Below are 21,023 nucleotides of genomic sequence, written 5' to 3'. Positions count from 1 at the left end.
TCGGGAAACGCGACGGACAGGTGTCCCCGGCCTCTGGCAGATCGACCGCGCAGGGGACTGGCAGCCCCGGACCACCCGCCTCCTGGACCTCATCATGGACGGCCTGCGGGCGGGAGCTCCCGGGCGGAGGGAGTGAAGGGGCCGCCGACCTCGGTGAGGTCCGGCGCCGACGGTCGCGTCCCGGCCGGATAGCATCGCGGCGTGAACACCTACTGGCACGTCGTTCTGCCGCCCCTCTGCGCCTGACCGGGCGCAGACACTGACGGCTTGATTCCCCGGCCCCGACCGACCCGCAGGGCGGTCAGGGGCTGTTGTCGTGCGCCCGTTTCGGACCGAGTCCCAGACGCATTCGACGACGGAAGTTCACGACTGTGCCGAACCGCACTTCCCCCTTGTCCTTCACGCGCCCGACCGCCGGCCGGCGCCCCTCGCGCACCGGATTCCTCGGCGGTCCCGCGCCCATCCTCACCGCAGCCCTGCTGTGGGGCACGACCGGCGCCGCCGGCTCCCTGGCCCCGACCGACGCACCGGCGGCGGCCATCGGCTGCGCCGGTCTCAGCCTCGGCGGCCTTCTGCTGTTCCTCACCTCCCGAGGCGCCCGTTCGCTGCCCGCCGCCTGCACTCGCGGGGAGTTGTGGCTGCTGGCCCTCGGCGCGTTGGCGGTGGCCGGATACCCGGTCACCTTCTACCCCGCCGTCGCCCGGACCGGCGTCGCCGTGACCACCGTGATCGCGCTGGGCAGCGCGCCGGTCTTCGCCGGACTGCTGGCCTGGAGCACCGGACAGGCCAGGCCGACCGCACGCTGGACATGCGCCACCGCGGCCACTGTCCTGGGCTGCACCCTGCTGGTGCTCGGCCCCGGGCTCGCCGGACACACCACGCCGACGGATCTGACGGGCGTGGCGCTCGCCGTCTGCGGCGGGCTCTCGTACGCCGTCTACGCCTTGATCAGCGGCAGGCTCATCACGCGCGGACACCCGTCCGACGCGGTGATCGGTGTGCTGTTCGGCGCGGCCGGGCTGCTCGTCCTGCCGCTCGTGCTGCTGGTCGACACGCACTGGCTCGCCACCGCGCGCGGTGCGGCGGTGGCCGGGTACCTCGCCCTGTTCACCGTCTGCCTGGCCTACCGGCTCTTCGGGCGGGGACTGCGCCGCACCCACGCGTCGCTGGCCACGTCACTGACCCTGGGCGAGCCCGCCGTCGCGGCTGTCCTGGGCGTCACCGTTTTCGGCGAACGCCTCCCGGCCGTGTCCTGGTGCGGCCTGGCCGTCCTCGGCCTGGGGCTGATCCTGCTGACTGCCCCGATCGGGGTCGGCAGGCGCAGCAGGCGGTAGCCACCGGGCGGCCGACTACGCCTCCGGTCCTGCACCGGTCTTGATCGACCGCACCTTGTCGAGGTGTTCGTGCAGAAAGGCCGAGGCCTCCTTCAGGTCACCGTTCTCGACCAGGTCCAGCAGCCGCAGATGCTCGCGTGCCTGCTGGGCCAGGCGGGAGCGGTCGACCTGGTGGCGGTACTCGATCAGCCGCCGCAGCCGGTTCTGGCGGCGTACGGCGTCAAGCAGGAACTGATTGCCGGAGCAGCCGACCAGCATCTCGTGGAACGAGGCGTTGACCTGGAACAGCTCGGCGCGCGGAAGCAGCAGGATGTCCCCGTGCAACAGGGCCTCCTGCTGCTGCCGGTGCTGCGCGAAGGCGTCGGCGTCCACGGTGAAGTCCGGCTCCAGCAGCGCGGCCGGCTCGACGATCATCCGGAAGCGGTAACTCTGGGCGTGCGCCTCGACGGTGGCCATGACGTGCTGGAACTCCCAGCCCCGGCCGCCGGCCTTGCGCCGTACGAGGTCCTCGCTCTCCATCCGGGCCAGTACCCGGTCCGCCTGGCGCGCGGTGAGACGGTAGCGACGGCCGATGTCGGCCGAGGTGAAGGAGCCGGTGAAGCGTCCGCCCACATGGTCGTCCGCGATCTTGAAGTACGCCGTCTGTTCCACGTCCGCGTCCCCGCTCAGGTCGGGCCGGGTGAGGGCGCCGACGTCCTGGGCGAGGAAGAAGCCGCGGTTGGGGACCCGATCCAGGATGCCGACCTCGGCCAGGAAGACCATGGCCTTGCGCACGGGCGTACGGGAGACCTCCAGAGTGTCGGCCGCCCACTGCTCGGTGACGTGCGAGCCCTGCTCGAGGCCACTGCGGCGGAAGAGCTCCACCAGCCGGGTGGCGAGGGAAGTGGTCAGGTTCGGCCGTGACATCGGTCCCCGTGGTGGTCGGCTGGAAGGGATGGCAGGGGAGCCATCCTAGGAGTGCCGGCGATCCGGCAGCCCTCGGGACGGAGCCGTAGGAAGGGGACGCGCAAGAGAAAGCGATCGGGTAGCGCTAGCCGGGTGGTCGGCTGACCTGAGGGCGGAGGCCTGACCGTGACGGTCACCGTCCCTGCCGTTGCCCGGTCTCACCGACAGGGTTTCTGGGAAGTTCCTGGGAAACGCGGCGACTGTCCGCCCCCGCACGGCACATGACGTGCGGTGTCTTCCACAGGCTCTCAGAAACCTCCCAGAACCTCTCCGGAACATGGCATTCGAGGCCGACAGTCTGTGCGAGCCCCCCGGGGTACGTGGCGCCGTATCTCCCCCGATTCCCCTGTACGGCGCCGCGTGTTCCCCCCTTCCTCGAAGCGAGCGGAGTGCTTCTGACATGTCGGCCGTCACGTCCCACGCCCACGCCCATACCCGACCCCGTACCGGTGGCCCCGCCAGAACCGCTGTGGCAGGGCAGCCGGACGGTCCGTTGCGCAACGCCCTCGAAGGGGCTGCGGCCGTGCTGTGCGCGGTGGTCGTGATGGCGGGGGTGTCCGCGCTGGCACTGTCGCTGATGGATGCGGGGGAGGCCGGGTCGTTGTGGCGGCTGACGGCGGCCGTGACCGCCATGGCCGTCGGGGGCTCGGTGAGCGCGGGCCCGGGCGGGTCGGGAGAGCCGGGAACGACGGGCTCGGGGCTGGACGCGCTGGCCGGCCTGTTCGGCGGCGGGGGCGGGATGAGCCCCTCGATGAGCGGCGCGGCCGATGTGGTGCCGCTCGGTGTGACGCTGGCGGGCGCCGTCGTGCTGTGGCCGGCGTTCTCCCGGCGGCTGCGGCACAGGCGGCCCGACATGCGTGAACTGGCCGTGCGCGCCGCCGGAGCCGGGGCTGCGGCCCTGCTCGCCTTCGCGACCGTGGCGCGACTCGGGCGCGGGACGTTCACCATGCCGATGTCGGCGATGGGCGGTCTCGGCGGCGGCCAGGACACGGGTTCCGGTGGCGCGGGCGGCTTCGGGGGCTTCGGCGGCGCGCTGCCCGAGGGCATGGGCGGCACCGACGATCCGCTGGGCGGCCTGTTCGGTGGCGGGCTCGGCGGTCTCGGCGGCGGTGCCGGTACGGCGTCCGAGTCGGCGATGACCTATCAGGTGCACGTGGGCTCGGCGATGCTGGGTGCGCTGGTGTGGGCGGCCGTGGTGCTCGCTCTGGGATGTGTGGTCGCCAGGAGGGTCCGGCTGCCCCTGGGCGGGGTGGTGGACCGGATGCGGCCCGCGTGGGCGCCGGGCCTCTCGGCCGTCGTACGGACCCTCCTCCTCCTGGCGGTCGTCCCCTTGGCGCTGGTGACGTTCGTCGGGATGGCGGTCGGCGGCCGGGCCGGGACGGCGGCGGGCGCGGCCCTGCTTCTGCTGCCGAACGCGCTGGCGGTGTTCCTGACCCTGGGCCTGGGTTCCCCGTGGACGGCCGGGACCCAGCAGGTGCAGTCCGAGGGCGGCAACCCGCTCGCCTCCCTGATGGGCGGCATGGGTGGCATGGGCGGCCTGGGTGGCGGCGAGCAACCCACGAGTCGGCCCGACCGCACCGAGCAGCTCAGGGAGTTGTCGGCCGGCGGCTGGCCGCTGTGGCTCGCAGCCCTCACGGTGACCGGTGTCATCCTGCTGGCCTGCGCCTACGCCGCGACCCGCGCCACGGACCCGGCCCACACACCGCCGCTGCACCGCTACCGCGGCCCTTTCGGCCCGCACCTCGGTTTCGCCGAGCGCTTCGGCATCGTCACGGCCGTCGTCCTCGGCCTGGCCGCCCATCTCGCAGGCGTGTCCGGTCACTTCGGGATCAGCGTGTTCGGCAGCGAAATGGGCGGCATGGAGGCGGAACTCAGCGGCAGTGTGCTGTGGACGGTGGTGTCCGGGCTGGTCGTCGGCACTGCGGCTGGGCTCGGGGGGAGCCTGCTGCGCGGGTTGCGCGAGCGGCGGACGCAGAGGAAGCCCGCGACTGGGGTCGGGGGAGCCGGCGGGCAGGGCGAGTCCGGTGGGCAGGGCGAGTCCGGTGGGCGCGGACGGCTCGGGGGGCTTTACGCGGCGAAGACGTTCCCCTTCCGTATCCTCCCGCGCAGGACCTCGGCCGCCACGGGCAGCAGTGCCTCGGCAACGGCGGAGCAGGGTGCGGATTCCGGCCCGATGGAGGCACCCGTTGGCAGCAGTTGAGCGGTCCACCCTGCGCACCGACCGGGCCGGGCACGAACCGGCCCGGTCCGCCATCACGGGCGTCAACCTGCTCGTCGTGGACGACGAGCCCACCGTGCGGGAACTGCTCTGCGCGGCCCTGCGGCACGCCGGGTTCACCGTGGCCGCCGCGAGCACCGGCCAGGAGGCCCTGGAAGGCGCCCGGGACAACTCGCCCGACCTGGTCCTGCTGGACGTGATGCTCCCCGGACCTGGACGGCTTCGAGGTGATCAGGCGGCTGCGCGCACAGCACCGGCCTCGGCCCTCGGCCCGCACGGGTCACATCCCGGTCGTGTTCCTCACCGCCCGCGACGCCACCCAGGACAAGATCGAGGGCCTGGTCCTGGGCGGCGACGACTACGTCACCAAACCCTTCGACCTCCAGGAGTTGATCGCCCGCATCCACGCCGTACTGCGGCGCACCAGCGGAGACCCCACCGCGCTGCTGCGCGTCGCCGACCTGGAACTCGACTTCGGAGGCGTGCAGACGACGAGGGCGGGCGAACCGATACGCCTGACACCCACCGAATTCCGGCTCCTGCACTACCTGATGAGCAACGCCGGTCGCACGGTCACCAAGCCACAGATCCTGCACCGCGTATGGGACTACGACTTCGACGGCGACACCGGCATCGTCGACACGTACATCAGCTATCTCCGCCGGAAGATCGACAACGGCGGCCCGAAACTGATCCACACCGTGCACGGCGTCGGCTACGTACTTCGCGGACCCAAGGCATGAGCATGCGGCGGATCCGCGGTCTGTGGGCGCGGGCATCGCTGCGCGGCCGGGTCCTGCTCCTGGCCGTCGCCCTGCTCACCACCGGAATCGCGGCCTTCAGCGTCGTCAGCGGAACCGCCCTGCGCGCCTGTATGGAGGACCGGCTCGACACCCAACTCCGCTCCTCCGCCCAGGTGTTCGCTCTGCTGCCGCCCACCATCGCGCGGACCGGGGCCGAACGGACCCCGCCGTCCGGCCTCGCCGACTTCAGCACGGACGTACTCGGCAACCCCGTCATCACGTACGTCGCCGACGACGGCACGGTGGAGAGCAGCATCTCGTCGCTCGCCGGCGAGAACCGTTCGAGCGACGCACAGGGCCCGGTACTGCCGAAGCTGGACAAGGCGGTGGTCACCGCGCGTGACGGCCGCCCGTTCACCGCCGACAGCTCCGGGGGCGACACGCGCTGGCGGGTGATCGCCGTGCCCAGGGTCGACCGTTCGGCACTGACGGGTGTCTCGGGGACGGCCTCGGCCGACGGTGCCACCGGCAGCATGGTCGTGTCCATCTCCATGGCTCAGGTGGACGGCACGGCGGACCGCATGTGGCGGATCCATCAGACCGCCGGGCTGTGTCTGCTCGTCCTGCTGGTGGCGGCGGGCTGGTTCGCGGTCCGCTCCGGGCTGAGCCCGCTCACCAGGATCGAGCAGACCGCCGCCGAGATCGCGGGCGGCGATCTGTCCCGCCGGGTCCCCGAACTGGCCGGTCCGGGGACGGAGATCGGCCGTCTGGCCGCCGCCCTCAACGGCATGCTCGGCCAGATCGAGACGGCCTTCGCCGCCCGCGCCGAGTCCGAGGCGAGGATGAGCCGCTTCGTCGCCGACGCCAGCCATGAACTGCGCACCCCGCTCGCCGGCATCAAGGGTTTGACCGATCTGCACCGCATGGGCGCCCTGCCCGAACGCCAGGACATCGACGACACGATGGCCCGCATAGCACGCGAGTCCGAACGCCTCACCCGGCTCGTCGAGGACATGCTCCTGCTCGCCCGCCTCGACGGACGCTCCCTCCAGGCCGCTGGGAAAGGCGCCGACCACCCCGCGACCGGCTTTCCCCTCGCCCTGGACCTGGCCCCCGCCGACCTGCGCACCCTCGCCGCCGACGCCCTGCACGACGTACGCGCCCTCGACGCGAGCCGCCCGGTCACCCTCACCGGCCCGCACGGAGACGGCCCACCCGCCTCGGCGCCCGCCCTCGCCGACGAGGCCCGCCTCCGCCAGGTCGTCACCAACCTGGTCGGCAACGCCGTCACGCACACACCTTCCGGTACTGCCATCCGTATCGGCGTCGGCACCCTCGACGACCACACCGTGCTGGAGGTCGCCGACCAGGGCCCGGGCCTCACCGAGGAGCAGACCCGCCGCATCTTCGAACGCTTCTACCGCGCCGACACCTCCCGCGCCCGCACCACCGGCGGCGCCGGCCTCGGCCTCGCCATCGTCGACTCCCTGGTCACCGCCCACGCGGGCCGCGTCGAGGTCCACTCCATCCCTGGCCAGGGCACCACGTTCCAGATCCTGCTACCCCACTATTCGTGCGGTGCCAGGCAGCGGAGGTCTTCCGTACCCGCCGCGCAGAAGTAACCGTGCTCATCGCCGTCCACCCGTACGAAGACGGCGCTGTACGGCATCCGCTTCACCTCGATGGTCGCGCCCTGACGGTAGTTCGGATCGTCGGGCCGGTTGGTGGTGCTCAGCTTGCCGCGAAGGGTGCCGCCGTCGCCCGTGAGCGTGCCGGTCGCCTTGCCGCCCCACACGGTGTCCTTGTCGCAGGGAGCCGGTTCGGTCTCGCAGGGGCGGAAGAGACGCCAGCGATATGTGAAGTGGCCTTCGCGGTCGATGACCAGGGAACCGTGGCCCCATGTCCACGTGCCCACGAAGGCCGCCGGTCCGCCGCCCTTGTACTCGACCTCGGGCGCGCTGCCCTGGTCGCCGAGCCAGAGATGGGAGCCGGGATCGTCGGGCTCCTTGGAGCTGCCCCGGCCGAGCAGGATGTACCGACCGTCGAGTTCCGCCGCGCCGTACAGATCGAAGACCTCGTCGAACTTGTTCTTCTTCGTGGCCTGCTTGGCCCAGCGACTGCCGTCCGGCGAGGTCCACAGCGCCCCTACGTGCCCCAGCCGCAGATCCATCGAGCGGCCCGAGGCGATGAATCCACCGGGCACGGCACTGACGGCGTTGACGCTCTGTTGCTTACGGGGCGCGACACCGGTATCGGGAATCTGCCCCACGTCGAGCGGACGCCCACGCGTCCAGTCGCTGTCGCCCCCCGACGTACGGCTCCACGCCGTGGACACGTACTCGTCGGGGCTGTCGTCGCTGTCCTTCGTGCGGGTCACCAGGACACTGCCCTGGTCGCCGGAGACTCCGGCAACCGTCGACTGCTTCTTGAACTGATCCGGCCCGCTCGCCCAACGGCCACCGTCGCGCGAGGTGACGACGAGCCGTTTGGTGTAGTTGGAGCCGTTGGTGCAGTCGGCGGTCACAACGAAGCCCGCGTCGTCGGCCACCGTGGACACATGGGGCTCGAAGTGCGGGTGGGCCGGACAAGAGACCTGGCGAGGCTGCCCGAAGGTGCCGTCGTCGTGTGCCGTCCACAGCCGCAGCGACTCACCCCGATAGGCCGTGAGGTCGTCCGTGTCGTCGCTCGACTCGGAGAAGGGGCCGCCGTCGTGCGCGACGACGATCGTGCCGCGTGGCCCCTCGACCACGGCCAGGACCTGGTCCGACGGAACACCACCGGGCAGGATCTCGGGCTGCTTCCAGCGCCGGGCGTCCCGCGTCCGCCACACCGCCGGTACGAGACTGCCGCCGTTGCTCATCTGGCCCACCAGGGTCAACCGGCCGTCGTACGAGGCCAGATACGCGGGGATGCCCTCGTCGGGCTGTGCCCGGTACCAGGACATGCCGTCCTTGGACCCGTACACACTCACCGCGCCCTCCTCCGACTGCCCGGAAACCACGAACTCGCGCTCCGTGGAGAGGACTTGGCCGGGCAGGAAGTCGAGGAAGGCGGCCGGGAGTCGGGTCTTCGGCACACTGCGCCACTGGACCGCCGATGGCGGACGACCGTCGTCGGGGCCGTCACTCGAGGACGTGTCACAGGCCGGGGCGCAGACGAGGAGCAGGGCGGTCAGCGCGGCGGTGATCCACCGGCTGCGAGGCGGGCGCGGAAGCGAAAGGGAGGGCTGGCGCATCGGTCAGTCCTCCGCGTAGCAGGCGGAGGAGTCAGCGGGCAGCATCCAGTAGTCGCGCCCGTTGTATCTGCCGAAGCACGTTGGGGCGGCCGCGGTGGTTGCTGTGACACGGAAGGGTTTGCCACCGTCGTCCACGACCAGTGTGCCGCTGTGCCCGCCGCTGTTCCAAGGGATGAGGATGCGGAACTCCGTGTCGTACTCGGTGCTTTGAGGGGTGACGACGAATTTCTCGGCGTCGCCCACCTTGACGGCGTAGGACCAGTTGGTGAGTTCGCGTGACGTCGACTCGGCTTTGGTGTCCGGCACGATCTTGAGCGGCGGCCGTTCCCGGTCGAGGTCGACGGTGAAGTTGCGTGCGGGGACGTCCGAGCCGCACTCGGCGGCCACGTGCGTGCCCTGTGCCGGTCGATGCCGGGCGACGATCTCTGCCCGTGCGCCGGTGAGGATCAGTTCCTCGTCGTTGTTGCCCTGCAGGACGATGCTGATGCTGCTTCCGGAGACCAGGATCCCGCCGCTCGGGAACTTGTGGAACGACTTTCTGCCGTCCGGTCCCACCTTCAGCTTCGGTACGACCGCCGACTGCCCGCAGTTCCAGTCCTGCGCGTCCGCGATGGCCCTCGGCCTGCCCGTCACGGACTTCGTATCGTCAGCCGTGGCGCGGCCGTGGAGAAGGTTCGACACCAGCAGTGCGAGGGCGACCGAGGCGGCTGTGAACAGCCCTGCTCCGACCAGGACATGAGCCGGACGTAACCCCTTGAGAGTGACGAAGACGCGGCCGATCTGGAGGAGGGATCCATGTACTTCCACGTCCTGTGCGGTGTTGCGCGTGCTGTCGTGACCGTTCGTCTGATGCGCCATCGTTCGCCCCCGTTGCACCGTTCCGCCTCGATGGAACCAGAGCGCGTCCTACGCTGTCTACTCGTGGTGACCGAGTCTATTCGAGGGGTGTTCGCATGGAGTCTGTGTCGGTGGGACCGCTGAACACTCGCATGGGTGTGCCCACGTGACGCGGCGCCGGGACGTGGCGCGTGGTGTCCTGCTCGGCCTGACGGCCGGAGTGGTGATCGTCCTGCTCGCGGGCGGTGCCTGGTGGTGGTCCGGCGGTGATCTCGGCCCGTTGACGAGGGACGGGAAGGACTCCGCCGTATCGGACACGAAGTCCGACGCGACGTCCGATGCGAGGCCGGACGTCGCCCCCCTCGACCTGGACGTCCTCGACTGGCGCAATGCGACCATCCCCGGCGAGCTCTGCCGACACCAGGGCTCCATCCGCCTGCGGGACGGTTCTGCGACCAACGTGTCGTCCTCGTTCGACGGGCCGGAGCCGAACTTCCCCCAGGACGTGTCCGCGTTCACGGACGAGGTCGTCTACGGCGACCTCACCGGAGACGGCCGCTTGGAGGCCGCCCTGCCGGTGATCTGCGCCAACCACAACTCGACCGCGGCGGGCCAACGAGCCCTCGGTGTCATGGTGTTCGACGGCTCCGACGGCCGGCTCCAGCTCATCGGCACCCTGGTGAGCCAGCAGCCACGACTCGGTGAGCCGCCCAACTTCGTCCACGTCGAGAAGATCACCCGGGGCACGATCACGGCCACCGAGACCTTCTACGGCTCGGCGGACGCCAACTGCTGCCCGACGGGCGAGGCGGACAGCGTCTGGAAGTACATCGCCGGCAAACTGATCGCGGCGGGCAGCGACGTACAGGCGTCGCCGTCGCCCATGCCGTAGCCGAAATCCCCACACCGGGGCTCGGTTGAGCTATAGCGTCGGAACCACCGGCACGATCGACCCGCCCGGCCCGAACTCCAGCCGGTCCAGCGCCGCTTCCCGGTGCATGCCGTCACCGCGCGGTCGGCCGCCCGGGCCCGGGATCGCGAAACGGTGATAGACGATGTACCAGTCGTCGGTGCCGGGGACATTGACCACCGAGTGGTGGCCGGTGCCGAGGATCCCGTACTCGGGGCGTTTGCGCAGGATCACGCCCCGTTCGGTCCATGGGCCGAGCGGGGACGGGCCGGTCGCGTAGGCCACGCGGTAGTTCTCGCTGCGGGTGTCGTCCTCCGACCACATGAAGTAGTAGACGCCCCGTCGCTTGATGACGAACGCGCCCTCACGGAAGTCCGCCGGCGTGAACTGCCGCACCAGCGCGGGGTCGAAGGACACCATGTCCTCGTTCAGCGGGACGCCGTACGCGTCGCCGTTGCCCCAGTACAGATAGGCCGTGCCGTCGTCGTCCTTGAACACGGCCGGGTCGATCATCTGGCCGTCGTAGTCGTCGCGGGCGATGAGCGGCCGGCCGAGGGCGTCCCGGAAGGGGCCGGTCGGGCTGTCCGCGACCGCGACACCGATCTGCTGGTCGGCACAGAAGTAGAAGTAGTAGCGTCCGTCGCGTTCCCCGGCGGCCGGGGCCCAGGCGTAGCCGTCCGCCCAGTCCACGTCGGTCTCCAGGTCGAGCACGACACCGTGGTCCTGCCAGCTGACCAGATCGTCCGAGGAGTACACCTTGAACGTCGTGCTGCCCCAGTGCTCCACGCCGTCCGTGGTCGGATAGACGTAGTAACGACCCCCGAACTCCTGGATGTTGGGGTCGGCGTGCAGACCCGGCAGCAGCGGGCCGCGCATGTGCGCCGCCTCGACCGTCCATGTGCGGCTAGTCCCGTCGGTGGCCGTGACGGTGTACGGCAGCGGGGTGCGGAAGTCGCGTGGCGTGCCCGAGGGCGGGCTGATGCGGGCGCCAGCCGCCACCGTGAACTCCGGTGCCAGGGTGTCGAGTTCGGCCTCGGGACGCAACGGCAGCACGACCTTCGACGAGGTGTGGTCGACCATCGCGTAGGCCTTGAGACCGTGGTCAGGGACGGTCGCGTCGACCACGGAAGCCTGCGGGGCGTACGCGACGCGCAGCCGCTCGTACTCCGCCCCCGTCACCGGCAGCACCGAACCGTGCCGGGCGCCGGGCGGCAGCTCGAAGTCCTCGCACATCGTCCACTTCCCGGAGTCGAGATCGCTCGTCTCGAAGGGGACGTAGCCGCGTCCGCTGAACTCGTCGATGAACAGGTACCACTTGTCCTCGGTGTTCGACCGGAAGACCGTCGGGCCCTCGCCCTGCTCGATCGAGCCGTGACCGATGCGGTCGGCCACGAACGCGTACGAGGTCGCCCGCAGCTCGGTCGACCTCTCCGCGGTGACGAACTTGCCGCCGGGCACGTCCGGGGACGCGTTCCGCTCGTCCTTGGTGAAGCGGTGGTAGGTGCCGTCGTGGTGGATGACGGTCGAGTCGATGACCGAGTGCCCGGGGTCGTTCCAGACCTGGGGTTCGGTGAAGGTGCGGAAGTCACGGGTGGTCGCGTACAGCATCTTGTTGTACGTGTCCGTGGTGTGGCCCGGATCGTCCTCGCCGTAGAGCTTCGAGGCCCAGAAGACGACGTACGCGTTGATGGTGGGGTCGTAGGCGGCCTCGGGGGCCCAGGTGTTGCCGGCCGTGTCGGGGGAGAGGTCAACGAGGCGCTGCTCGGTCCAGTCGACCAGGTCGGTGCTCTCCCAGACGGCGATCGACCGGCTGCCGGTGCGCTGGACCTGCTCCCAGTCGCCGTCGGGTTCGCCGTGCATCCTGAGGTCGGTGGCGATGAGGTAGAACCTGTCGCCCTCGGGGGAGCGGACGAGGAACGGGTCGCGCAGCCCCTTCGTGCCGAGCGACGAAGTCAGCACCGGCGCACCGGAGTTGAGCGCCTGCCAGTGCAGCGGGTCGTCACCGCGGCTCAGTGCGAGACGGATCTGCTCGCCGTCCGGGGTGCCCTCGCCCGCGAAGTACGCGAAGAGGTATGCGGCGTACGGCTGCTCCTCGGGCAGCTCGGGCACGACCGCGTCGAAGAGGCGGACCGCCTGGGCCGCCCCACGCGTGACCGTGGCCGTGAGCTGCACGAACGCGGCGCCCGCGCCCGGCCGGGGGCGGTGCACGACCCCCGTCGCGTCGATGACGTGCGGCTCACCGGAGGCCCAGGTCACCGTGGTGCCGTACGCGCCGGTGGTGGGGAGGGTGAGATGGCCTCGGACATCGTCGGCACCCTGGACGGCGATCAACCCGGCGGCCGCCGCCACGGCTCGTTCGTCGTCGTGGCCGACCTCGGGCTCGGCGGGCACGGGACCTCCAGCGTGTGTGGTTCTGATGCTTCCTGTGGGAAACACACCGAAAGTTTTCCTATGGGTGCCCGATGGCGTCAATCGCGGGACGGTACCGGACGGAGATCGAAAGTTTCGGAGGCCCCGACGGGTCACCCTTCGAGGCGGCGCAGCCGTTCGGCGTCGCAGGTGCGCGGGCACGTCGAGCAGGCCTCGGCCGGGCGGATCGTGTAGTAGAGGCAGCAGCCCATCCGGGTCCGGGTCGGGTGCTCCCGGCCGTCGCTCGTGCGGAGCGTCCGGAAGTCGGCGCCACCGGGGAAGGGTGCCCGGGCTCCGGGCAGCACCTCGGAGGCGGCCCGCACCGCGGTCGCCTCCTCGCCCAGCATGCGGCCGAGGTACCAGATGCCGGAGACCAGGTCGTCCGACACCATGCCCCACAGGGCCCGTGAGCCCCGCCGTACGTACGGGCCCAGCGCGTCCAGCACCGGCCCCATGTGATCGGCGACGGCACTCCTCAACTCGGCGCTCAGGGCCTCGTGTCGGGCCACGGTCCGGGTCCCGGTGAGGAGCGCGGCCGGGTCGTCCGGCAGGCAGGTGAGGAGGGATCCCGGCCTGAGCTCGTAGGTGCCGGACGCGAGGTCGACCCGAATGTCCTCGGGGGCGATGCGCGGCACCCTGCGCTCCAGGTACCAGACGCCGCTCATCAGCAGGCCGACCGACCACGCGTAGTCGTGCAGTGCGCGGGAGGCGGCGACATGCCGGGGTGCCGTGTGGTCGTAGCCGTCGAGGATGCGCGCCTTCTCCGCCTCGACGAAGGCCTCCACGCCCGCCTGGGACTCCGTCAACCCAACAGTCCTATAGGCCTGTTGAGGTGAATTCGAGGGCGCCGCCGAGCCGGGTTCCAGTACGCGCACGGACAGCGCCTCGCACATCTTGTCCAGGCGGTTGTAGGCGGTGGCGAGGAGAGAGGGGAGGGCGGGGGCGCGCATGGCCGCGGGGGCCGGGGCGGTCTCCAGGGTCACGGTCATCGGCAACTCCAGAGCGTGAGGATGTGAGGCGAACTTACAAGGTAAGCCTTACCTTAGCTGTAAGATCCAGTTCCGATGGTCATCGGGGCGAGTGAAGGTGTGATGGATGTGTGCAGTTCGTTGACCTGTGAGGTTCATGGCGGACTGATCGAGAGCGGTGATCGCCACAGTGATCACGCATCTGTTGAAAGCTAAAACATGCCTCACCTGATCTCACGTTTCGTGACTGCGACCGAACGGGCCGCGCCCACCGGCGCACACCTGCGTGGCCTGAGGCACCTGCCCCTTTTTCCGTCCCAACCCCCCACCCGCTAGCGGAAGCCACGCACCACCCCATGCGCCTGTACCTGCTCGCCCTGAACCCCACCGACTCCGTCACCGAGGGCTTTCTGCCCGCCGCCGCCCGGCTCGGCCTCGACATCACGGTCCTCACCGACCGGCCCGCCGCCCACCGCGCCGCTTACCCCCACATCGAGGTCCTCGACTGCGACGTACGCGACTTCCGTGCCGTAGTCACCCGCATCTCCACCCACCACCGGCCCGGCGCGGTCTTCACCAACAGCGACCACCTCCAGACCCAGGCCGCCCTAGCCGCCCACTACTTCGGCCTCCCCGGCAAGGACTGGCGGGCCACCCTGCGCGCCAAGGACAAGGGCGAGATGCGCCGCCGCCTGGCCGCCGCCGGCGTGGACACCGTCTGGTCCGCCGAGATCACCGAACCGGCCGACCTCACCGGACCCGCCGTCCAGGGCGCGCCGTACCCGTGTGTCCTCAAGCCCCGCGAGGGTGTCGCCAGCGAGGACGTCGTGCTCGTCGACAGCCCCGAGGAGCTCGTCGCGCGCGGCAAGGAGACCCTGGCCCGCCGCACCGGGGCCACCCTCGTCGTCGAGGAATATCTGCCCGGCGAGCTGTACACCCTGGAGACCCTCGGCGACGGCCGCCTCAGGCACATCATCGGCGGCTTCCACACCGAGCTGTCTCCGCCGCCGTACTTCATCGAGGAGCGGCTGACGTTCGTCCCGGCCCACCCCGAACCGGTCGTCGCGCAGGTCCTCGCCCAACTCGACGCGCTGAGCGTCGGGTTCGGCGCCTGTCACACCGAGTTCGTCGTCCACGAGGGCCGGGCACGGATCATCGAGGTCAACTACCGGGCCATCGGCGACCAGTGCGACCTGCTGCTCGCCCAGCTCCTCGACCTCCCCCTGTTCGAGCACATCCTCCGCACCCACCTCGGCGAGCCGCTGCCCACGGACCTCGACCTCCGCCGTGACGGCGCGGCCCGGCTGGAGTACCCGTGCGCCGAGAGCGCGGGCACACTCGTCGCCGCCCCTGGAGCCACCGAACTCCACATCGACGGCGTTGATCTGACGTATCGTCCGCTCCGTGAGGTCGGTGAACGCCACGACCTGTACCGGACCAACCGCGACTACCTCGGCGTGCTCCGCGCGACCGGCACCGGCCAGGGGACCGTCGACCGGGTGGTGGCCGACTTCCTGGCCGCCCAGCGCTGGGAGATCCAGCCGTGACGGCCACACGAGTGGACACCGCCGAGCCCGAACTGCTCACCAGAGTGCTCGGCGCACTGCTCCGCGAGGACGTCGTCGGCCTGCGTACCCGCAGCGCGCTCACCGAACGGGCGGACGGCCGCTGGCTGCGTCTGCCGGTGGGGTTGTCCGATGCCGTACTGCTGCCGGTGGTCGAGGACGGATTCCAGTACGCGTACACCGCCCGACTTCCCTTCCTTGTGCGGGAGGGGGACGGAACCCGGCTCACCACCTGCGAGTCCATCCTCGGCGAGCTGCGCGCCCTGGCCGAGCCCGTCGACCGCGACGGCTTCGACGCCTTCGCCGAGGAGTGCCGCCAGACTCTCGCGACGATGCGGCTGCACCACACGACGAGGGAGTCCGTACGGGACGCGCTCGCCGACCGGTACGGCCCCGACCCGGCCCACTGGACGGGCCTCGCCCGCAGCCTCGCGTACGACACCCTCGCCGCCCGCCTCGACCACCCGGTGTACCCGACCGCACGCGGCCGCTCTGGGCTGCGCGAGAAGCAACTCCGCTCCTACGCACCGGAGTTCGGCCGGCGTTTCGCACTGCGCTGGCTGGCGCTTCCCCGGGAGACGATCACCGGGGAACTGCCCACGGACCACTGGCCCACACCCTCCGGGCTGGGGTTGCGGGCGGACCTGGACAGCACTCATGTCGCCCTGCCCGTCCACCCGCTGACCGTCGGCGCACCGCTCGACGCCGCACTGCGCGAGACGGGGCTCGCGGACCGCGCGGTGCTCGCCGAGCGGGCGTACCTCGACGTCGTACCCACCCTCTCCATGCGCACGGTCGCCGTCGCCGACGACCCCACGCTGCACCTCAAACTCCCGCTCGCCACCGCCACGTTGGGTTTGCGGAACAAGCGGTCCATCAAGCCCGGCACCCTCGTCGACGGCGCGGCGGGCCAGCGGCTGCTGGCGGCCGTGACCGACCGCGAGCCCCGCTTCCGGGACTCGGTCCTGCACGCCGACGAGACCGGGTACGCGCACGCCGGACACGAACTTCTCGCCGTGCTGTGCCGCCGCTACCCCGAGGGCCTCGACAACTCGCTCGTCGTCCCCCTGGCCGCCCTGCTCGCCGAGGCACCCGGCGGCGGCCTGGTCGTCGACCACCTCGCCGACCGCTTCCACGACGGCGACCCGCTCGCCCTCCTGGACGCGGTGCTCACCCTCCTCTTCGACTGGCAGACCACGCTCTTCGGTTACGGCATCGCCCTGGAGTCCCACCAGCAGAACATCTCCCTGGTCCTCGGCCCCGAGCCGGGTGACCTGCGGCTGCTGCTGAAGGACAACGACGGCCCGCGTATCAACAGCGCACGGCTCGCGGCAACACTGGGGGGCGGCACCTGGGGTTTCGACGACCCCCGCACCTTCGGCCCGGACGACAGCGCGGTGGCCGACGTCTTCACCACCATCACCCTCCACCTGTGCGCGGGCGCCTACGCGTTCGGCCTCGCCCGGCACGGGCGCGCCCCGCTGCCGGACCTGCTGAACCTCGTACGGGACCGGCTCGCCGAGGCCGTCGACCGCATCGGCGGCGACGCGGGAGCCGTACTGCGCGAGCGGGTGCTCGACGCACCCTGGCTGCCGGTGAAGGCGATGGTGACCGCCGGGACGCTGCTCAGCAAGGAGCGGTCGGGTGCCGCCGACATCAACAAGCACTACACCACCGGGCCCAACTACCTTCTCCGGGCGGGTGGTTCGCCATGACGGCCGTGGCGCTGCCCGTGGCGCGCCCCGCCTTCGGCCGCCGTCAGGTCCACGCCGTCGCCGCCTGCTACTTCGTGGCGTCCTTCGCCGCGCTCGGACTGCCGCCGAACTTCACGCAGATCCTCCCCGAGCCGGGCGACCGCACCGCCCGCTGGGCGGGGGTGCTGTACGTCGTACCGACCGTGTCCAGCGCTGTCACGGCACCCATGTGGGGACGGCCCGCCGACCGCCTGGGACGAAAGCGGCTGCTGCTGCGGGCCCAGCTGGGACTCGCCGGCTCCTTCCTCATCGCCGGGTGGGCCGACTCGATCGCCATGTTCACGGGGGCGCTGCTCCTCCAGTGCATCCCGGGCGGCACCGTCGGAGCCTCCAACGGCTATCCGGGCGCCGCGCTCGAAGGGTCCAGCCTGTCGAAGGCGCTCACCCTCATGCAGGGCAGAGCACGGGCCGCGCTGGTCGTGGCGCCGATCGTCGTAGGCGCGCTCTCGCCCTGGCTGCCCCCGCACCGCCAGTACGCCCTCCTCGCCCTGCTCCCGCTCGCCGCCGCCCTGCTGCCGGCGGCCCTGCCCGAGCCGGGCGAAGGACGGCGACAGGAACAGCGGGAGACGCAGAGCACGGCCGACGCGAGCAACGCGGACACGTCCCCGAGCGGAGCCCTCCGCACCCTGTACGCCCTGGAGTTCGTCTTCGTCTTCTCCGCCGTCATCTCCTACCCCTACCTCGTCTTTCTCGTCGAGGAGCGTCTCCCGGGTGCCTCGGCGGCCCTGTCCGGTCTGCTGTTCGCCCTGCCCCACCTCTGCTACCTGGTCACGGCCGTGCCAGTGCACCGCGCGATACACACCCGCCCCCGGCCGGGCATGGCGTTCGGCTTCGCTCTGATAGCCCTCGGCCTCGCCGGGCACGGCGTCGCCCACACCCTGCCCGCCCTGATCGCCGTACGGCTGCTGCTGGGCGCGGGCCTCACCCTCGGCATGGTCGGCCTGTCGATCCTGGCCGCCGACTGCGCCCGGGGCCGGGCCCCCGGCGGGATGTTCGGCTCGCCGGAGTCCTTCTCCAAGGCGGGCGCCTTCGCCGCCGGGATGACGGCGGCCCTCGGCAGCGTCCGCTTCCGACGGGCCGCGCCCGTCCTCACAGGCGGTGCCGTCGCCGCCCTCACCGCCCCCGCGACCCTTCTCCCTCCACATCTCCCCTCACGTCTGCGCAACCGCTGGAGCCACTGATGCCCCCGCTGACCGAATCGCTCGGTACCACCCATCTGCCCACCGCCGACGACGTGGTGGCCCACACCCTCCTCAACTGCCTGCTCCGCGAGGTGTCGGGCCCCGAGCACCAGACCGCCGTCAGCGACGGCCACCTGATGCTGCGGCTGCCCCGCCGCGGCCTGTTGCTCCGCGTCGCCCTGCGCCGTACGTCCCTGATCGGCGCCCACCGCTTCACCGGCCCCGTGCACGAGCAGACCGACAGCGGCTGGCAGCAGGTCGACTGGCACCGTCTCGCCCGGTACACGCACGACGAACTGTCGCTGCGCACCGGTGTCCGCAACGACGAGTTCCTGCACCAGGTCGAGGCCAGCCACCACACCGTCACCACCGCGCTCGCCACCCGCGAGACCGGGCCCGAAGGCCTCCCGGACTACCTCGCCTCCGAACAGTCCCTCCTCTTCGGCCATCGCTTCCACCCGACGCCCAAGGCCCGCACGGGCGACGCGGACGCCTGGCAGTCGTACGCCCCGGAGGCCGGCGCCTCCTTCCCGCTGCGCCTCCTCGCCGTACGCGCCCACCTCATCGCCGAGGAGGGCGCCGCGCCAGGCGCCACCGCCGTCCTCGACGGGGAACGCGGCGACATCCCAGAGGGCTACCGGCTGCTGCCCGCACACCCCTGGCAGTACGAGATGCTGCGCGACCACCCGCTGCTGCGCGAGGCCCTCGGCCGCGGCGACATCCTCGACCTCGGCCCAGGCGGCCCGCACCACGCCGCCACCGCCTCCGTCCGCACCCTCTTCGACGGCGACGCCTTCCTGAAGTTCAGCCTCAACGTCCGCATCACCAACTGCCTCCGCAAGAACGCCAGTTACGAACTCGTCGGCGCCGTCGCCCTCACCCGCGTCCTCGCCCCGGCCCTCGCCGACCTGGAGACCCGCTTCCCCGGCAGCGCGATGCTCCGCGAACCCGGCTACCGCAGCCTCGCCCTCCCCGGCCCCGACGGCAGCCCCGACCGGGCCCTCCTCGAAGGCTTCGGCGTGATCGTCCGCGAAGGCCTGTCCCGGCGGCTGCTGCCCGGCACGACCCCGCTGCTCGCGGCCGCCGTCGCAGACGAGTACCCGACCAGCGCCGCGCACATCTCCCGCCTCCTCGCCGGCAGGGGCCCGCAGACCGCGCCGGACTGGTGGAGGGCGTACCTGCGCCTCCTCGTCCCGCCCGTCCTGTCCGCCTACTTCGACCACGGCCTCGTCCTGGAACCCCACCTCCAGAACGTCCTGATCTGCGTCGACGCCGACGGCATGCCCGCCCAGGTCCTCTTCCGCGACCTGGAGGGCACCAAGCTCGTCCCCGACCACCACGCCGACACCCTCGCCGCGCTCCCGCCCGACGTCGCCGCCCCGATGTCGTACGACGCCCAGCGAGGCTGGGACCGGGTCGTGTACTGCCTGCTGGTCAACCATGTCGCCGAGCTGCTCGCCGCCCTGGCCGACCTGAACCCCGACACCGAGGCCGCTCTGTGGGCGGCGGTCCGTGCCGTGCTCCAGGAGTACGCCGACGAGGAGAGCTGCCCGCCCCGCCTCGCCGCCCTGCTCGCCGGGGTGCCGCTGCCCGCGAAGGCCAACCTGCTCACCCGCTGGGAACGCAAGGCCGACCGCGATGCCGGCTACGTCCGCCTGCCCTCGCCACTCGCCGAGGACATCCTCCGCTGGAGCACCCGATGAACGAGCCCACCGCAGCCGTACACGACCGCGCGTTGTCCCTTCCGCCCACCGAACTCCCCGCCTACCTCTACGACTTGGCGGCCCTGCGCGAGCACGCCGCGTTCGTACGGGCCGCGCTGCCCGAGCGGGTCGAGCTGTACTACGCGGCCAAGGCCAACCCCGAGCCGGAGATCCTCACCGCGCTCGCCCCGTACGTCGACGGCTACGAGGTGTCCTCCGGCGGCGAGCTCGCCCATGTCGCGATGGCCGTGCCCGGCCGCCCGCTGGCCTTCGGGGGGCCTGGCAAGACCCCGGACGAGATCCGCGCGGCCCTGGAGCAGGGCGTCGAACGCTTCCACGTGGAGAGCGAACACGAACTGCGCGTGCTCGCCGAACTGGCCCGGCAGACCGTGCCGGGCACCGGCGTGGCGGTGCTGCTCCGCTTCAACCTCGCCGTCGGTGACGGAGCCCTGGCGGGCAGCTCCCTCGCGATGGGAGGCCGCCCCACCCCGTTCGGCCTCGACCCCTCCCGGGCGCCCCACCTGGTCCGCCTCCTCACCGACGGCACCTACCCGCACCTCGAACTGCGCGGTGTTCACGCCCACTTGGCGAGCGGACTCGACGCCCCCGAACAACTGGCCGTCGCCCGCTCCATCGTGGAGTGGGCCACGGGCCTGGGTGTCCCCCTCTCCGAGGTCAACGTGGGCGGCGGCATGTCCGTGGACTACGCCCACCCGGGCCGCCGCTTCGACTGGACGGCGTACGGCGAAGGCCTCGGCCGGCTGGCCGCCGAGCACCCGGAACTGACGCTGCGCATCGAACCCGGGCGGGCCCTGACCGTGTACTGCGGCTGGTACGCCACCGAGGTGCTGGACGTGAAGCACAGCCATGGCGAGGAGTTCGCCGTGGTCCGGGGCGGCACCCATCACCTGCGCACCCCGGCGACCAAGGGGCACGACCAACCCTGCTCGGTATTGCCGGTCGAGGAGTGGCCGCACCCGTGGCCCCGCCCGGCGGCCGACGGGGAGCACATCACCCTCACCGGGCAGCTCTGCACCCCGAAGGACCTCCTCGCCCGGAACGTCCACGCACCCGGGCTGCGTGCGGGGGACAGGGTGGCCTTCTCCCTCGCGGGCGCCTACGCATGGAACATCTCCCACCACGAGTTCCTGATGCATCCGCGCCCCGGATTCCACTTCCTGAACGGATCCGTGGGGGACGTCCGTCCTTCTGGGTGACTGT

Annotated in this window: 14 protein-coding genes and 2 pseudogenes; 11 read left to right on the top strand and 5 right to left on the bottom strand. The window is 71.4% G+C overall.

The features are described from left to right. Positions 1–22: 22 nt before the first annotated feature. Together SGFS_RS05205 and SGFS_RS05200 are read left to right on the top strand one after the other, a co-directional pair. A pseudogene (locus tag SGFS_RS05205) lies at positions 23–136 on the top strand (TetR/AcrR family transcriptional regulator); the annotation flags it as partial. A gap of 256 nt (positions 137–392) precedes the next feature. Then, positions 393–1,334 carry a DMT family transporter gene (locus SGFS_RS05200; protein WP_286247987.1) on the top strand — a complete coding sequence of 314 codons (942 nt, stop codon included), beginning with the start codon at positions 393–395 and terminating at the stop codon, positions 1,332–1,334. A 15-nt stretch (positions 1,335–1,349) separates the two neighbouring features. On the opposite strand, the gene SGFS_RS05195 is transcribed toward SGFS_RS05200, so the two are convergent. Further along, entirely contained in the window at positions 1,350–2,240 is an 891-nt protein-coding gene (locus tag SGFS_RS05195) for a GntR family transcriptional regulator (protein ID WP_286247985.1), read from the bottom strand. A gap of 508 nt (positions 2,241–2,748) precedes the next feature. Here SGFS_RS05195 and SGFS_RS05190 point away from each other — a divergent pair. The 3 genes and pseudogenes from SGFS_RS05190 to SGFS_RS05180 all read left to right on the top strand — a co-directional run bounded on the left by SGFS_RS05190 (position 2,749) and on the right by SGFS_RS05180 (position 6,862). Next, a complete protein-coding gene (locus SGFS_RS05190; RefSeq protein WP_286247982.1) occupies positions 2,749–4,479 on the top strand; it encodes a streptophobe family protein in 1,731 nt (576 codons plus the stop codon). Positions 4,480–4,531: 52 nt separating this feature from the next. Further along, positions 4,532–5,240, top strand: a pseudogene (locus SGFS_RS05185) (response regulator transcription factor). After that, the gene (locus SGFS_RS05180; protein ID WP_286247980.1) at positions 5,237–6,862 is read left to right on the top strand and encodes a sensor histidine kinase; all 1,626 of its coding nucleotides are present in this window, start codon (positions 5,237–5,239) and stop codon (positions 6,860–6,862) included. Before SGFS_RS05185 ends, SGFS_RS05180 begins: the two are co-directional and overlap by 4 nt. Here the strand turns inward: SGFS_RS05180 and SGFS_RS05175 are convergent. Both SGFS_RS05175 and SGFS_RS05170 read right to left on the bottom strand, forming a co-directional pair. Continuing rightward, a complete protein-coding gene (locus tag SGFS_RS05175; protein WP_286247979.1) occupies positions 6,808–8,475 on the bottom strand; it encodes a hypothetical protein in 1,668 nt (555 codons plus the stop codon). The genes SGFS_RS05180 and SGFS_RS05175 overlap by 55 nt on opposite strands. A gap of 3 nt (positions 8,476–8,478) precedes the next feature. Then, positions 8,479–9,333 (bottom strand): hypothetical protein, encoded by an 855-nt coding sequence (locus tag SGFS_RS05170; RefSeq protein ID WP_286247978.1) that lies wholly within the window; start codon positions 9,331–9,333, stop codon positions 8,479–8,481. 145 nt (positions 9,334–9,478) lie between these two features. Here SGFS_RS05170 and SGFS_RS05165 point away from each other — a divergent pair, with 145 nt between their 5' ends. Next, positions 9,479–10,204, top strand: coding sequence for a hypothetical protein (locus SGFS_RS05165; RefSeq protein ID WP_286247977.1), 726 nt, complete (start codon positions 9,479–9,481; stop codon positions 10,202–10,204). Positions 10,205–10,234: 30 nt separating this feature from the next. On the opposite strand, the gene SGFS_RS05160 is transcribed toward SGFS_RS05165, so the two are convergent. Continuing rightward, positions 10,235–12,613 carry a family 43 glycosylhydrolase gene (locus SGFS_RS05160; protein WP_350283975.1) on the bottom strand — a complete coding sequence of 793 codons (2,379 nt, stop codon included), beginning with the start codon at positions 12,611–12,613 and terminating at the stop codon, positions 10,235–10,237. A 131-nt stretch (positions 12,614–12,744) separates the two neighbouring features. Then, a complete protein-coding gene (locus SGFS_RS05155) occupies positions 12,745–13,620 on the bottom strand; it encodes a (2Fe-2S)-binding protein (protein WP_286247976.1) in 876 nt (291 codons plus the stop codon). Between the two features lie 335 nt (positions 13,621–13,955). Here SGFS_RS05155 and SGFS_RS05150 point away from each other — a divergent pair, with 335 nt between their 5' ends. From SGFS_RS05150 to SGFS_RS05130, 5 genes are read left to right on the top strand one after another with little or no spacing between them, the layout of a single operon-like run. Further along, a complete protein-coding gene (locus SGFS_RS05150) occupies positions 13,956–15,146 on the top strand; it encodes an ATP-grasp domain-containing protein (RefSeq protein WP_286247975.1) in 1,191 nt (396 codons plus the stop codon). Next, positions 15,143–16,879 carry an IucA/IucC family protein gene (locus SGFS_RS05145; protein ID WP_286247974.1) on the top strand — a complete coding sequence of 579 codons (1,737 nt, stop codon included), beginning with the start codon at positions 15,143–15,145 and terminating at the stop codon, positions 16,877–16,879. Before SGFS_RS05150 ends, SGFS_RS05145 begins: the two co-directional genes overlap by 4 nt. Then, a complete protein-coding gene (locus tag SGFS_RS05140; RefSeq protein WP_286247972.1) occupies positions 16,876–18,099 on the top strand; it encodes an MFS transporter in 1,224 nt (407 codons plus the stop codon). The genes SGFS_RS05145 and SGFS_RS05140 overlap by 4 nt, the downstream gene beginning before the upstream one ends. Continuing rightward, on the top strand, positions 18,099–19,802 hold the full coding sequence (locus tag SGFS_RS05135; protein ID WP_286247970.1) for an IucA/IucC family protein: 1,704 nt from the start codon (positions 18,099–18,101) through the stop codon (positions 19,800–19,802). Before SGFS_RS05140 ends, SGFS_RS05135 begins: the two co-directional genes overlap by 1 nt. Next, positions 19,799–21,019: a type III PLP-dependent enzyme gene (locus SGFS_RS05130; protein WP_286247968.1), complete on the top strand. Its 1,221-nt coding sequence runs from the start codon at positions 19,799–19,801 to the stop codon at positions 21,017–21,019. The genes SGFS_RS05135 and SGFS_RS05130 overlap by 4 nt, the downstream gene beginning before the upstream one ends. The last annotated feature ends 4 nt before the right edge of the window (positions 21,020–21,023 follow it).

Source organism: Streptomyces graminofaciens (assembly GCF_030294945.1).
GTDB classification, from domain to species: Bacteria; Actinomycetota; Actinomycetes; order Streptomycetales; family Streptomycetaceae; genus Streptomyces; species Streptomyces graminofaciens.
The sequence above is the reverse complement of the archived record's forward strand: the minus strand, read 5'-3'. Positions and strand labels throughout refer to the sequence as shown.